Annotated in this window: 15 protein-coding genes; 10 read left to right on the top strand and 5 right to left on the bottom strand. The window is 41.3% G+C overall.

Going from position 1 to position 13,359, the window contains the following annotated elements; genetic code table 11:
- Window positions 1–24 precede the first annotated feature (24 nt).
- From GYX91_RS07680 to GYX91_RS07660, 5 genes are all read left to right on the top strand, one after another.
- Window positions 25–984 (top strand): hypothetical protein, encoded by a 960-nt coding sequence (locus tag GYX91_RS07680; RefSeq protein WP_100125833.1) that lies wholly within the window; start codon window positions 25–27, stop codon window positions 982–984.
- 238 nt (window positions 985–1,222) lie between these two features.
- On the top strand, window positions 1,223–2,020 hold the full coding sequence (locus GYX91_RS07675) for a polyamine aminopropyltransferase (RefSeq protein ID WP_174830500.1): 798 nt from the start codon (window positions 1,223–1,225) through the stop codon (window positions 2,018–2,020).
- A gap of 64 nt (window positions 2,021–2,084) precedes the next feature.
- Window positions 2,085–2,420 carry a ferredoxin gene (locus GYX91_RS07670; protein WP_174830498.1) on the top strand — a complete coding sequence of 112 codons (336 nt, stop codon included), beginning with the start codon at window positions 2,085–2,087 and terminating at the stop codon, window positions 2,418–2,420.
- 5 nt (window positions 2,421–2,425) lie between these two features.
- Window positions 2,426–3,061 carry an alpha/beta hydrolase gene (locus GYX91_RS07665; protein ID WP_174830497.1) on the top strand — a complete coding sequence of 212 codons (636 nt, stop codon included), beginning with the start codon at window positions 2,426–2,428 and terminating at the stop codon, window positions 3,059–3,061.
- A gap of 266 nt (window positions 3,062–3,327) precedes the next feature.
- Complete coding sequence (locus GYX91_RS07660) at window positions 3,328–3,510, top strand: hypothetical protein (RefSeq protein ID WP_025331158.1); 183 nt, start codon at window positions 3,328–3,330, stop codon at window positions 3,508–3,510.
- Window positions 3,511–3,651: 141 nt separating this feature from the next.
- Here the strand turns inward: GYX91_RS07660 and purM are convergent, their stop codons facing one another.
- The 5 genes from purM to rpsP all read right to left on the bottom strand — a co-directional run bounded on the left by purM (window position 3,652) and on the right by rpsP (window position 6,976).
- Entirely contained in the window at window positions 3,652–4,686 is a 1,035-nt protein-coding gene (gene purM / locus GYX91_RS07655) for a phosphoribosylformylglycinamidine cyclo-ligase (RefSeq protein WP_174830496.1), read from the bottom strand.
- 387 nt (window positions 4,687–5,073) lie between these two features.
- On the bottom strand, window positions 5,074–5,439 hold the full coding sequence (gene rplS / locus GYX91_RS07650; protein WP_025331156.1) for a 50S ribosomal protein L19: 366 nt from the start codon (window positions 5,437–5,439) through the stop codon (window positions 5,074–5,076).
- Window positions 5,440–5,452: 13 nt separating this feature from the next.
- Complete coding sequence (gene trmD, locus GYX91_RS07645) at window positions 5,453–6,199, bottom strand: tRNA (guanosine(37)-N1)-methyltransferase TrmD (protein ID WP_025331155.1); 747 nt, start codon at window positions 6,197–6,199, stop codon at window positions 5,453–5,455.
- Window positions 6,199–6,711: a ribosome maturation factor RimM gene (rimM, locus tag GYX91_RS07640; protein ID WP_078475139.1), complete on the bottom strand. Its 513-nt coding sequence runs from the start codon at window positions 6,709–6,711 to the stop codon at window positions 6,199–6,201. Before rimM ends, trmD begins: the two co-directional genes overlap by 1 nt.
- A 16-nt stretch (window positions 6,712–6,727) precedes the next feature.
- The gene (gene rpsP, locus GYX91_RS07635) at window positions 6,728–6,976 is read right to left on the bottom strand and encodes a 30S ribosomal protein S16 (RefSeq protein ID WP_025331153.1); all 249 of its coding nucleotides are present in this window, start codon (window positions 6,974–6,976) and stop codon (window positions 6,728–6,730) included.
- Between the two features lie 405 nt (window positions 6,977–7,381).
- On the opposite strand from rpsP, the gene GYX91_RS07630 reads away from it, so the two are divergent.
- From GYX91_RS07630 to groL, 5 genes are all read left to right on the top strand, one after another.
- A complete protein-coding gene (locus tag GYX91_RS07630) occupies window positions 7,382–8,341 on the top strand; it encodes an acetyl-CoA carboxylase carboxyltransferase subunit alpha (protein ID WP_174830494.1) in 960 nt (319 codons plus the stop codon).
- Window positions 8,319–9,632: a tRNA lysidine(34) synthetase TilS gene (gene tilS / locus GYX91_RS07625; protein WP_174830492.1), complete on the top strand. Its 1,314-nt coding sequence runs from the start codon at window positions 8,319–8,321 to the stop codon at window positions 9,630–9,632. The genes GYX91_RS07630 and tilS overlap by 23 nt, the downstream gene beginning before the upstream one ends.
- An 80-nt stretch (window positions 9,633–9,712) precedes the next feature.
- Complete coding sequence (locus GYX91_RS07620) at window positions 9,713–10,309, top strand: sigma-70 family RNA polymerase sigma factor (RefSeq protein ID WP_078475141.1); 597 nt, start codon at window positions 9,713–9,715, stop codon at window positions 10,307–10,309.
- A gap of 497 nt (window positions 10,310–10,806) precedes the next feature.
- Window positions 10,807–11,094 carry a co-chaperone GroES gene (gene groES / locus GYX91_RS07615; protein WP_025331149.1) on the top strand — a complete coding sequence of 96 codons (288 nt, stop codon included), beginning with the start codon at window positions 10,807–10,809 and terminating at the stop codon, window positions 11,092–11,094.
- Window positions 11,095–11,155: 61 nt separating this feature from the next.
- Complete coding sequence (gene groL, locus GYX91_RS07610) at window positions 11,156–12,802, top strand: chaperonin GroEL (RefSeq protein WP_078475142.1); 1,647 nt, start codon at window positions 11,156–11,158, stop codon at window positions 12,800–12,802.
- Window positions 12,803–13,359 lie beyond the last annotated feature (557 nt).

Genomic DNA, 13,359 nt, shown 5'->3' with positions numbered 1-13,359 from the left:
ATAATATTTTAGAAAGATACTAGTATGCTTGTAATTATATTAATCATTGTTGGCATAGTTTTAATCGATTTGATATTAATATTTTGTCTTGTTTGGGTAATAGATAAAATATGGACTGAAGCAAAAGTTAACCCCAAAAAAACAAAATATATAATAAGTTTTTTATTCATAATATTAATTATTGCAGGAGGATTCGGAATAAAAAAACTATTCTATGAAAGATCTCCTTATCGCTTCTGGTATGACATATTAAAAAAGAATTCCATACCTTTTAATATTTCACAGAAAGAGTTTGAGAAAAAGAATAGAGAAGGGTACTGCTGGCGGGACAGAAGGTATTACACCAAAAAAGAGCTTTGGCATAAGGCAATGAAAAGCTTAACTGAGCGGATGATATTTGAGAATAGTTTATTTTGGAATAATGATGTTTTGGATGCCAATGGAGTGAAAAGATGGACTTCTAGTGATTGTAAAAGTCAGAATAATTGCAGAGTATGGCGAATTCCTTTGAATTTAAACAATGAGGAGCTTAAAAAACATATAGAAGTAGAAGAAGGAGAGAGTTACATGGAAAAAATTGAGGAACTTATTAATACTGATAAAGCACAGAGCTATGTAACATTAGATCAGAATTTTATCAATGATGATTTTAAATTGGAAAATTTAATTTTAATTCAAAGTAATAGTGGTGCTGAGATATATGGTAATAACTGTTGTAGTATTTTAAGTAAGTCTGAATGGTCAATGATCAGTAAAAATTATATTTTAGATTCTACTAAAAGTGATATAGGGACATTTGTGGAAGAAGCTAAAATTCCTGAAAAGATAAATATTAATTCTTGGGGAGTAGGTAATTTTTATCTAAGCACTAATTATTTTATCGCCGGAAATAAAAAAACACTATCCAAAAATTGGAATAATGTGTTTTATTTAAATAATTGTGGTGATGTTTTATATAAACCTTTTTATTTTAAGAAATATTAAATTTATTAAAATTAATCATATTAATGATGCTGATTCCAGATAAGACATAAGATTTGTTATAACTATATAATACACAACCAACTGGCCTCACTATATTTGCTGTTTATTCCAGTCTTATCAGTGAGGCTAATATTATTTTTAAACGGTTTACTGCTAATCTGATATTGAATATTATCAGACTGCATATTAGCCATCCGGCCAATTGCTACTTTATTGTTATCTGATGACGGAAATTACTATGCCACAACACCCCTATCGTCGTTTACGTCCTGCGCACTATGAGTTACCCGAAGTAGGCATATCCGAATCAGGCAATATACGTTCACTCCATCTGGGTACGTCTACTATACAAAGTTCTATGAATGTCGATGATCCGGCAGAACTGGTGCTATCGTATAGCCGGGCTATGATGGCATGGTTATTGTTTGCCGACAGCATGCCCCGGCATATTACCCAAATAGGTTTGGGCGGTGGTTCATTTGCACGCTGGATAGATGCTTACCTGCCTGATACCTGTCAGACTGCTGTCGATATCAACCCTCAGGTTATCAGTATTGCCCGCAGTATGTTTGAGCTGCCATTTGAGGGCGAAAAATTTGAAATTATTGAAGACGACGGTGCCGAATACATCAAGATATTACGGGGAAATACAGATATCATTCTGGTTGATGGCTTTGATGGTGAGCAGATTATTGACAGTCTGGTTGCTGAACCTTTTTTTGAGGATTGCCGTCAGGCACTGAGTGAGCATGGCATCTTTGTTACTAACTGGTGGCAGGGTGACAAACGGTTTCAGACTTTTGTACGCCGGTTACGTAGTGTATTTGACAACAGAGTACTAATGGTGCCGGCTGAAACTCATGGCAATATTGCCGTATTGGCCTTTCAGCACCCGCCTTCAGTACGTGACTGGGATAAACTGAAAAAACGGGCTGCACAGCGTGCAATTGAATTTAATCTGGATTTGCCCGCTATGCTCTCTTCTATTAAAGCTCAGCAATCACACAGTAATCGTGTGCTGACATTTAATGATTAAATATTTCATACTGGCAAAATGGATATTGCCGGTGTGAACAGAAACAAAGAATAAAGGAAAACCCGTGAGTTATTATGCTAAACATCTTTTTGTCTGCACCAATCGCCGAGATAATCCGTGTCGCCAGAGCTGTGGAGACGATGATGTTGGTGCAGATGCAGTTGATTATCTCAAAGGTCATGCTAAGGCTATGGGGCTGATGGGAGTAGGTAAGCTGCGTATCAGTAGTGCCGGCTGTCTTGGCCGGTGTGATGAAGGACCGGTTATGGTGCTTTATCCGCAGGGACGCTGGTATACCTATGTAGACGAAAGTGACCTGCAGGAAATATTGGATGAAGAACTGGCAAACGATCGTATTGTTACCCGATTGTTAATGGATAAACCTGAAAGTAATGAGTAAATCTGATGCTGAAGCAACAACCGAACATCTGGATTAACGGGCCGGCAGGAAGGCTTGAAACTATTTATTTACCTGCGCAGGGTACAGCATGTGGTGTGGCTGTAATTAATCATCCCAATCCTTTACAAGGCGGGCTGAATACCAATAAAGTGATACAGACAGCAGCAAAAGCACTTACAGGAATGGGTTTTCACTGTTATCTGCCTAATTTGCGTGGCGTGGGTAATAGCGAAGGAGAGCATGATTATGGTCGCGGCGAAGTGGCGGACTGCCTTGCCGTGGTTGACTTTGCCCGTGCTCAGCATCCAGAAGTTAGTAAACTGGTATTATCCGGTTTTTCTTTTGGTGGCTATGTAGCCTTGTTCAGCGCGCTCACTGCAAGACCGGATGCCTTATTGCTGATGGGTCCGGCTATAGGTATGTATACCATTGATGCACCCAGTGCCTATAATCCGGCTACTACATTACTGATTCATGGTGAAAAGGATGAAGTGGTACCGTTGCAGAACACCCTGAACTGGGCTGAAGGGCAGGATTTACCTGTATTGGTTGTACCCGGTTCCGGCCATTTTTTTCATGGTAAACTGATTTTACTGCGTCAATGGATTGAAAGGCTATTCCCTGCATTATTGACGAAATAAACGATAATATGTCTTTTGCCGGCAATTATCTGATGTTGGCAAAAGGCTATATTTAATTATTACAGTTTTTAAAAAGTATAAGCTATTATTATTTCAATTAACTGATTCTATTATTTTATTAATAATTAATCTTCATAAATAGATTTTAATATTTAATATTTACATGTTTGATTAAAATCAAATATTAATATATGCATAAATTGCATTTAATTTTAATATTTAATTATAATAAATTTACTTATTAAAGATAAATAACAGGAGAAGCAATGAAAAATTGGGTTTTAGCTTTTAGTGCTGCTATTTTTATGTTTAGTGTATTTAACCCAGCTAATGCCAGAGGTCGTGAACCATGTTCTGGTAAAAAAGGGGGTATTTCCCATTGTGCCGGTACAAAATTTGTATGTAATGATGGCAGTTACAGCGCTTCTAAGAAAATTTGCAGGCGTTAATATATCATTTATAATATTTATTATAACATAATAAATAGGCAGCCAGACGTGGCTGCCTGTGTTTATAAGTTTATAGTATTACTAAAAAAATATTCTTAACCTGAAAATTTATAAATTTAAATCAGTTATCAAAATTATCCTTTAATTTATCTGGGTTTGATGTTCGTCCCCTTGACGAGAACGAATACGACCAATCTGATAAACAGTTTCGCCTTGTTGCTGCAAAAATTTCTGTATCGCATCTGCATCTTCTGCACTCACCACCAAAACCATACCAATACCGCAATTAAAAGTGCGGTACATTTCCTGAATTTCTACATTTCCAGCTTGTTGCAGCCATTGAAAAAGTTTGGGTAATGGCCATGATTGAGAATCAATGGCGGCCACGGTGTTTTCAGGAAGAATGCGGGGTACATTTTCACTGATACCGCCACCGGTAATATGAGCCATACCTTTAATGGTAAATTGTTTTAGAGCCGCCAGGATAGGTTTTACATAAAGCCGGGTAGGGGCAATGATTGCCTGGCGCAATGTTTTACCCTGATTAAATTCAGCGTCAAGCTTAGGCTGGGCACGTTCGATGATTTTACGAACCAGTGAGTAGCCATTGGAGTGAATACCGTTTGAAGCCAGACCTAATACAACATCACCTGCAACAATGCTGCGTCCGTTAATTACCTGTTCTTTTTCTACAACGCCAACTGCAAAGCCGGCCAGATCATATTCGCCATCGGGGTACATGCCCGGCATTTCTGCAGTTTCACCACCTATCAGTGCACATCCGGACTGTTCGCAACCGGCAGCAATGCCTTTAATAACAGCAGCGGCACGTTCAACATCCAGTTTGCCGCAGGCAAAATAATCCAGAAAGAATAATGGTTCTGCCCCTTGCACCAGAATATCATTGACACTCATAGCTACCAGATCAATGCCTACGGTGTCGTGCTGATCCCATTCAAAGGCCAGTTTCAGTTTGGTACCTACACCATCGGTACCAGAAACCAGTACTGGGTGGCGATATTTCTGGCTGATTTCAACCAGAGCACCAAATCCGCCCAAATCACCTAATACTTCAGGCCGCATGGTACGCTTAGCAAATGGTTTAATTCTTTCAACCAAAGAATCACCAGCATTAATATCAACACCGGCATCACGATAACTCAGGGACTGGCTCATTTGGTGTGTTTCCTTTGGGTAAGACAAAGCAAGTTAAATTAGGGTGGAGTAAACCAAAAACCGGATAATTTTAACATTTTTCACCTTTTGCCGCTGTGTAAATTATTAGAGTTTGTGAGCAGAGGAGAGGATAGGCGTGGCTGGCATTCACAGATTTGGATTATTTCTGCCAGAGAAATTAATTTTTAAAAATTCAATTATCTATTCAGTATTTTTTATATAACACTATTTCAATAAGTATTTATTGATTATTTCATGCTATTTAAAAGCTCTGACATTTTCTGTTTTGCCGGTTTGACCGAAAGCATAAAGAAAAAGGCCGAATCTGATGATTCGGCCTGAGTATTAGCTCTGCCGCAGGCGGCTAATAGTAATTGTAAATACTGCTTAGGCTTTACGAGCCGGCAGTTTTTCACGGATACGGGCAGCTTTACCGGTTAAGCCACGCAGGTAGTACAGTTTGGCACGACGTACATCACCACGACGTTTAACTTCGATTTTTTCAACGGCTGGAGAATATAACTGGAATGTACGTTCTACACCTTCACCGCTGGAAATTTTACGAACGATGAAGTTGCTGTTCAGACCACGGTTACGACGGGCGATTACAATGCCTTCATAGGCCTGTAAACGGGTACGGCTACCTTCAGTAACACGTACAGAAACAACCACGGTATCACCTGGTGCAAAAGCCGGAATTTCTTTATTCAGGCGAGCGATTTCTTCTTGCTCTAATTGTTGAATTAAGTTCATATTAAGCTTCCTATTATAATGGGATATCCCGTTCCTCTTGTCTGATCGTCTGCAAGAGTCTGGATTCCTCTGGGGTTAATTCACGATCGGCCAGTAAATCCGGACGGCGTGTCAGTGTGCGCCTGAGCGCCTGAGTTAATCGCCACTGTGCGATTAAAGCATGATTACCGCTACGTAGAACGTCGGGAACTGTCTGCTGACGAAATTCTACCGGACGGGTGTAGTGTGGGCAATCAAGTAAACCATTGGCAAATGAATCTTCTACTGCTGAGCGCGTATCGCCAAGTGTGCCGGGTAACAAACGGATTACTGCATCCATTAACATCATTGCCGGCAATTCACCGCCGGAAACCACAAAGTCACCAATACTGATTTCGGTTACTTCGTTGCTGGTCAGGATGCGTTCATCAATACCTTCATAGCGGCCGCACAGTACAATCAAAGCTTTTTCTCTGGCCAGATTTGCTGTCTGTGCGTGATTCAGTGGCTTGCCCTGCGGACTCATATAAATCAGTCGTCCTTCGGGACAAGTCTGTCTGGCTGTATCAATGGCTGCCTGTAAGGGCGGAGCCATCATAATCATTCCCGGACCACCACCAAATGGCCGGTCATCAATATAACCCAACGGGTTATCAGCGAACTGGCGCGGATTGATGGTAGCAAATTCCCATATACCTTTTTGTAATGCACGACCGGTTACGCCACTGCCGGTAAGGGCGGTAAACATTTCCGGAAACAGGGTAATGGCCTGAATGTGCATCAGTAATCACTGCCCCAGTCAACAACAATTTGCTGTTGAGGCAAGTTAACTTCATCAATGTACTGTGAGACAAAGGGAATCAGTTTACGGCCAAAAGCACCATCTACTACCAGTACATCATGCGCACCGGTTTGCATTAATGAACTGACAGTTCCCAGATTTTCCTGTGTACGGTTATGTACCTGCATTCCGATCAGGTCTGTCCAGTAATATTCATTGTCATCGGTTTCGGCAAAGCTGGCGCGGTCTATTTCGATGGTAAAGCCGCGCAGTAATGCTGCGCTGTCACGATCGGTTATGCCGTCAAATCTTACCTGTAATTCATCGCCGCTGATTTTGCTTTCGGCTATGCTTACAGTTTTAATCTGGCCATCTTTACTCAGCTGCCATTGCGGATAGTCGAGCAGGCTATCGGTATATTCAGTATCAGAATGGACTTTCACCCAGCCTTTTACTCCGAACACACCTTTTATATAGCCCATTGCTACCCATTGTGGCTGTGTACTATTCATTTGCTTTACTGCTAAATCAGGCCGCAGCCTTTTGTTCTTTAACCAGCTTGGCAACAGCTTCGCTTAATTGCGCGCCCTGACCAATCCAGTGGTTCAGACGGTCTGCGCTCAGACGTACGCGTTCCTGTTTCTCATTGGCAACAGGATTGTAAAAACCAACGCGTTCGATAAAGCGGCCGTCACGACGGTTGTGAGAGTCTGCTACGACAATGTTATAGAAAGGACGGTGTTTAGAACCACCGCGAGCCAAACGGATAACTACCATAGTGTATTCCTTAGTGAAAAAATCGAAGTAATTTTATTCTGCCAAGATAACAGAAAATCGCTAATTTTAGTGGGTAATTCCTAGTCTTGGCAAGCTGTTAATGCATATTTGTTGCGTATATAGTGTTTCGAATCTGCTTGTTATCGGATGTTTATTTAATTAGCATTGCTGCTGAGGCATGTGGTTTAAGTTGTTGCTATATCTGTTTAAATTGATAGAAAACGCTAAAGTGTGATTCGGATGCGCAGGTGGCTGTAGAGATGTTTTTTTATAATTATATTTTATAAATCATATTGTTATTATTATAATCTATAATTGTGCTATCAGGTTTTTATTAATAAGGGCTGCATAGCTTCATTTCTTCGCGTATCATAGCTGATACATGTTTTTGCGGATATTTTAACAATGAAACAGATTTTTTTGGATTTTGAACAACCTATAGCTGAACTGGTACAGAAAATTGATGAATTGCGCTTTGTACAGGATGAATCGGCTGTGGATATATCCGAAGAAATCGCGCGCCTGAAAAAGAAAAGCGACGATTTAACCAAAAATCTTTTTGCCAAACTGACGCCGGTGCAAATTTCGCAGGTATCCCGTCACGCACAGCGTCCGTATACCTTAGATTATATTGATGCTCTGTGCACAGATTTTGAAGAATTGCACGGGGATCGTGCGTTTGCAGACGATGCTGCCATTGTTGGCGGTTTGGCACGCTTTAATGGTGAAAGCGTAATGGTTATTGGTCATCAGAAAGGCCGTGATACCAAGGAAAAAATTCGCCGTAATTTTGGTATGCCTAAGCCCGAAGGATACCGTAAGGCTCTGCGCCTGATGAAGCTGGCAGAAAAATTTCAAATACCTCTGCTAACCTTTATTGATACTCCGGGAGCTTATCCGGGCATCGGAGCGGAAGAAAGAGGGCAGTCTGAAGCCATCGGCCGTAATTTATACGAGCTGGCACGGCTGCGTGTACCGGTTATCTGTACAGTGATTGGTGAAGGTGGTTCCGGCGGGGCTCTGGCAATCGCTGTAGGTGATTACATCAATATGCTGCAGTTTTCGACTTATTCAGTGATTTCACCTGAAGGCTGTGCATCTATTCTATGGAAAACGGCTGAAAAAGCTCCGGAAGCTGCTCAGGCTCTGGGGATTACTGCCAAACGCCTGCATGATTTGAAATTAATTGATACTGTGATTGAGGAACCTCTGGGGGGAGCACATCGTAATTATCCGGAAATTATGCAACGGGTAAAATCGGTGCTAACCCATCAGCTGCAAGATGCTAAAGGCAAACAGTTGTCGACATTGCTAAGCCGGCGTTTTGATCGTCTGATGAGCTATGGTCAGTTCAGCGGTAAGTAAATTATGTGAGAGTATTGCACAACAATGGTCAGCCTCTATGGCTGACCGTTGTATTTTGGCAGTAGGTCTCAGCGGCGGGTTGGATTCAGTGGTATTGTTACACGCGCTGACTCAGTTGCGTGATAGTCTGCCGATACAGATATCTGCAATTCATGTGCATCATGGTTTGAGCAGATATGCGGATGAGTGGGCTGCATTCTGTGAGCAATTATGCGCATTGTGGTCAGTTCCGCTGCAACTTGTCAGGGTAGATGTGTGTGCGGCCGGAGAGGGATTGGAAGCCGCTGCGCGTAAAGCACGTTATCAGGTTTATGCTGATAGTGAGGCTGATGCGGTAGTATTGGCGCATCACAGAGATGATCAAATTGAAACCTTTTTTTTGGGGGCTCTGCGCGGTGGTGGTTTACGTTCGCTTTCAGCTATGCCGGCGATACGTTCATTAACTGAAAATACTGTTATCTGGCGTCCGCTATTGCATTTTTCCCGGCAACAGCTCAAGGCATATGCAGATGCCGCAGGACTTGGGCATATTGAAGATGACAGTAATAGTAATTGTGCCTATTTACGCAACTGGCTGCGTCTGGACGGTTTGCCATACTGGCGCACACATCTGCCACACCTGGATACCCAGATAGAAGCGGCAGTAGAACGTTTACAGGATGAACTGTCCTTATTAAATGAAATAGCTGAAGCTGACTGGACTATGCTGCATGCACAGCAAAGGGGGTTTCAGATACCTTTATGGCGTAATTTAAGTGAATCACGCCGTCGGCAGCAATTGCGTCTATTTACGCAAAAGCATTGTTTGGGAATGTCTACGTCTGCGGCTCTAACAGAATTTGCACGACAGTTGATGGAAGACAAAACCGGTGCACAATGGGCTTTACCGCATGCACGTGTGGTCTATTATGATTCCAGATTATGGATTGATAAGTATGATGTAAGCGGGCAGTGGCACTGGTATGGATTGTTACCGGTATCCAGTCAGAAACTGGTTACTGCCCGTTATCTGCAATGGAACCGGCATCCTTTTGGTTTGGCGGAAACTGATGCTGCATGGATAGTGCGTCAGGCAGATAATGAAGATACTATTGTTCTGAGAGGAGGAAGAAAAAAAGTTAGAAAATTATTACAAGAAAGGAAGATCCCTCCTTTTATGCGTGCTGTCTGGCCGGTTTTATGTGACTCAGACAATCAGTGTGCCGCTGTTATTAATGTTGCTGTTGATATTGACAGAGGTATAACTGACGGATGGATGCCAATTATGGAGGACTTGCCTCTAAGGCTGTAAAACTTTAAGGCTGATACTAGATTTATCGCAGATTCAGCTGCTGATTGATGCAACAACAATAATGACTAGAGGATAATAAAATGCATGATGATTCTACCCGGCAGGTGGAAGAGCAGGTGTTGGTGCGAAGGGCTCAGCAGGGTGATGCTCAGATTTTTAGTTTGCTGGTCAGAAAGTATCAGCGTCGTTTAAAACACTTTCTGCATCGTTTTACTCATGATGAGCAAACAACGCTGGATGTGGTACAGGAAACATTTCTTAAAGCTTATAAAGCTATGCCGCAATTTCGTGCCGGAAGTCAGTTTTATACGTGGCTTTGCTGTATCGGTATGAATACGGCTAAGTCTATGGCAGCTGTTTACGGACGTGAACCGCAAATGATTACTGAGATTATGGATGAGGACGGAGATGAAACTGATGTACTGGAACATTTGTCAGATTATCAGACTCCGGAGGATTTATTACTTAATCGTGAGCTGATTGATGCTGTTGATGAAGCAATTAATCAATTGCCGGCCAATCTGCGTCAGCCGATTATTTTATCAGAGATAAATGGTCTGACCTATGAAGAAATCGCTCAGGAATTAGGCTGTCCGGTAGGTACAGTGCGTTCACGTATTGCACGTGCCCGCGAAACGTTATCAGCCCAGATTGATACCAGATTTGAAAGAAAATAAGTCCCTCTGTAAATTGAAATTCTGATTTTCAGAATTTGGTAAAATAATTCTGGTAATTAAGTTAATCAGCATTATTTGGCATTTCACCACTTATATTTTAATCTGGTATATATACTTAATATTATGCAAAAAACAGTTTATCTGTAATTAGCAGATAAACTATCTTTTTTCTTGATGTGTTACCTGTGTCCGGAATCTGTCCGGCGGGCTGAGGTAATATATTTGCTCTGTCTCAAATTAATTTATCGGGTCGAAACGGGATGCAGGAGATTTGCTTGTAATTGCAGCTATCTGTCTGTAATGACTAAGATAATTTGTCAAATTTGCTAAGTATTTGTAAGAGTAAGGAAAAAAATTATTTTACTTACTCTTGAATTGCGGCGAGCCAGCCCTACTTTAAGTAACGAATAAATTTATATTTACGCCCCGCTGAAAATGCGGGTTTGTATTAACCAACTTTGCTGTGCCTCGGGCACTAAAGATGTGGAGAAGATAATATGACTATTCGTCCTTTGAATGACCGCGTTGTCGTAAAACGTCTGGAAGCTGAAGAAAAAACTGCTTCTGGTATTGTGTTACCCGGTTCTGCTGCTGAAAAACCTGATATGGGTGAAATAATTGCCGTAGGTAATGGCAAACTGCTGAAAAACGGTGACCGTCAGAAACTGGATGTTAAAGTTGGCGATAAAGTAATTTTCGGAAAATACAGCGGCCAGACTGTTAAAGTAGACGGTGAAGAGTTGCTGGTAATGCGCGAAGAAGATATTTTCGGTATCGTTGAATAAATTATTTATCCAGAAATTAAATTTTATTGCGTAATTAATTATTAAAGATTAGGAGTTGCAAATGGCAGCAAAAGACGTGAAATTCTCTGACGAAGCCCGTCAGAAAATGGTTGCTGGTGTCAATGTATTGGCTGAAGCGGTAAAAGTAACTTTAGGCCCTAAAGGTCGTAATGTATTGCTGGATCGTGCCTTTGGCGGACCACACATCACTAAAGACGGTGTGTCTGTTGCTAAAGAAGTAGAATTGAAAGACAAATTCGAAAATATGGGCGCACAGCTGGTTAAAGAAGTTGCTTCTAAAACCAATGACGTGGCTGGTGACGGTACCACTACGGCAACTGTTCTGGCTCAGGCTATTGTTACTGAAGGCATGAAATACGTTACTGCCGGTATGAATCCGATGGATTTGAAACGCGGTATCGATAAAGCTGTTGAAGCTGTTATTGCCGAACTGAAAAATATTTCTAAACCGGTTCCGGAAAAGTCTAAAGAAATTTCTCAGGTTGCTTCTATTTCTGCTAATGCAGATGAATCTATCGGTGAAATCATTGCCAAAGCCATGAATGAAGTGGGTAAAGAAGGCGTGATCACTGTTGAAGACGGCAAATCACTGGAAAATGAAGTAGAAGTTGTTAAAGGTATGCAGTTTGACCGTGGCTACCTGTCTCCTTACTTTGTTACTGATGTAGAAAAACAGATTGCCGGTCTGGACAGCCCGTATATTTTGTTGTTTGATAAAAAAATCTCTAACATCCGCGATTTGCTGCCTGTTCTGGAACAAGTGGCAAAAACCAGCCGTCCGTTGCTGATTATTGCTGAGGATGTTGAAGGTGAAGCTCTGGCTACTCTGGTAGTAAACAACATTCGCGGTATCCTGAAAACTGTTGCTGTTAAAGCTCCAGGCTTTGGTGACCGTCGTAAAGCCATGTTGCAGGATATTGCTATCCTGACCGGTGGTACTGTTATTGCTGAAGAAGTTGGTCTGTCTCTGGAAAAAGCCACTCTGGAAGATTTAGGTCAGGCTAAACGTGTAGAAGTTGGTAAAGAAAATACTACTGTGATTGACGGACTGGGTGACAAGGCTGCTGTTGAAGCACGTGTTGCTGAAATCCGCAAACAGATCGAAGTGGCTACCAGCGACTACGATAAAGAAAAATTGCAGGAACGCGTGGCTAAACTGGCCGGCGGTGTGGCAGTAATTAAAGTTGGTGCTGCTACTGAAGTTGAAATGAAAGAGAAAAAAGATCGCGTGGATGACGCCCTGCATGCTACCCGTGCTGCGGTAGAAGAAGGTGTGGTAGCCGGTGGTGGTGTTGCCCTGCTGCGTGCCCGTGCTGCGATTAAAGACCTGAAAGGTGCTAATGCCGATCAGGAAGCCGGGGTGAAAATCGTACTGAAAGCAGTTGAAGCACCATTACGCCAGATTGTTGCCAATGCTGGTGATGAACCAAGCGTTGTAGTCAACAATGTGTTGAATGGTTCTGGTAACTATGGCTATAACGCTGGTACCGGTGAGTATGGTGATATGCTGGAAATGGGTGTACTGGATCCGGCTAAAGTTACCCGCACTGCTTTGCAGCATGCTGCTTCTATCGCTGGTCTGATGCTGACTACTGATTGCATGATTACCGAATTACCGGAAGATAAACCTGCTGCTCCTGATATGGGTGGCATGGGCGGTATGGGTGGCATGGGCGGCATGATGTAATAGTCGTGTCTGGCTAACTAGTCAACATATAGCTAATAGTGAGCATAACTGGTGTTATGCTCACTATTTTTATATTGAATGGTTTAACTATAATAATGGCCAGATGCTTCAGATTTTATCTCCCACATATCAGACAAAGTAACCATTCTTTTGCTGTTAAATGTGTTGATGATGATATTGTGTAAAAGTACAGTATTAGCCACACCTCTTTTGTTAGTAATTGCTTATTATTAATTTTTCAATGTGTTAACTATGCTTTAGTTTAAAGCAGATTTATAAGCTTTATACCTTTTAATGTAGCTATTAGTTTTTTACGTCTGTGGAAAATATCTTTATTTCGATTTGATTTTTTCAATAAATCTTAGTCAATAAGAATGTTATATGGCTGAAATATTGTTAAATTAAACTTTTATCAATATTTCAGCTCATATCATAAAATGATTGATTATCATGAAGTGAAAAATGAAATTTCAAATCTTAAAAACTGTTTAGCTATTTTCAAAATAATCTTCATAAATCAATTCAAAATTTGATAAATTAAATTTATCGGTAAAATC

This window comes from Snodgrassella sp. ESL0304 (assembly GCF_013344995.1).
Taxonomy (GTDB): Bacteria; Pseudomonadota; Gammaproteobacteria; order Burkholderiales; family Neisseriaceae; genus Snodgrassella; species Snodgrassella alvi.
This window is presented reverse-complemented; position numbering and strand designations above follow the sequence as displayed.

Excerpts from the sequence above, each read along its gene's own strand:
- rimM (WP_078475139.1), bottom strand. The coding sequence starts at position 6,711 with ATGAATAGTACACAGCCACAATGGGTAGCAATGGGCTATATAAAAGGT.
- trmD (WP_025331155.1), bottom strand. The coding sequence starts at position 6,199 with ATGCACATTCAGGCCATTACCCTGTTTCCGGAAATGTTTACCGCCCTT.
- GYX91_RS07630 (WP_174830494.1), top strand. The coding sequence starts at position 7,382 with ATGAAACAGATTTTTTTGGATTTTGAACAACCTATAGCTGAACTGGTA.
- GYX91_RS07620 (WP_078475141.1), top strand. The coding sequence starts at position 9,713 with ATGCATGATGATTCTACCCGGCAGGTGGAAGAGCAGGTGTTGGTGCGA.
- groL (WP_078475142.1), top strand. The coding sequence starts at position 11,156 with ATGGCAGCAAAAGACGTGAAATTCTCTGACGAAGCCCGTCAGAAAATG.
- tilS (WP_174830492.1), top strand. The coding sequence starts at position 8,319 with ATGGTCAGTTCAGCGGTAAGTAAATTATGTGAGAGTATTGCACAACAA.
- GYX91_RS07680 (WP_100125833.1), top strand. The coding sequence starts at position 25 with ATGCTTGTAATTATATTAATCATTGTTGGCATAGTTTTAATCGATTTG.
- GYX91_RS07665 (WP_174830497.1), top strand. The coding sequence starts at position 2,426 with ATGCTGAAGCAACAACCGAACATCTGGATTAACGGGCCGGCAGGAAGG.
- purM (WP_174830496.1), bottom strand. The coding sequence starts at position 4,686 with ATGAGCCAGTCCCTGAGTTATCGTGATGCCGGTGTTGATATTAATGCT.
- GYX91_RS07675 (WP_174830500.1), top strand. The coding sequence starts at position 1,223 with ATGCCACAACACCCCTATCGTCGTTTACGTCCTGCGCACTATGAGTTA.
- groES (WP_025331149.1), top strand. The coding sequence starts at position 10,807 with ATGACTATTCGTCCTTTGAATGACCGCGTTGTCGTAAAACGTCTGGAA.
- rplS (WP_025331156.1), bottom strand. The coding sequence starts at position 5,439 with ATGAACTTAATTCAACAATTAGAGCAAGAAGAAATCGCTCGCCTGAAT.
- GYX91_RS07660 (WP_025331158.1), top strand. The coding sequence starts at position 3,328 with ATGAAAAATTGGGTTTTAGCTTTTAGTGCTGCTATTTTTATGTTTAGT.
- rpsP (WP_025331153.1), bottom strand. The coding sequence starts at position 6,976 with ATGGTAGTTATCCGTTTGGCTCGCGGTGGTTCTAAACACCGTCCTTTC.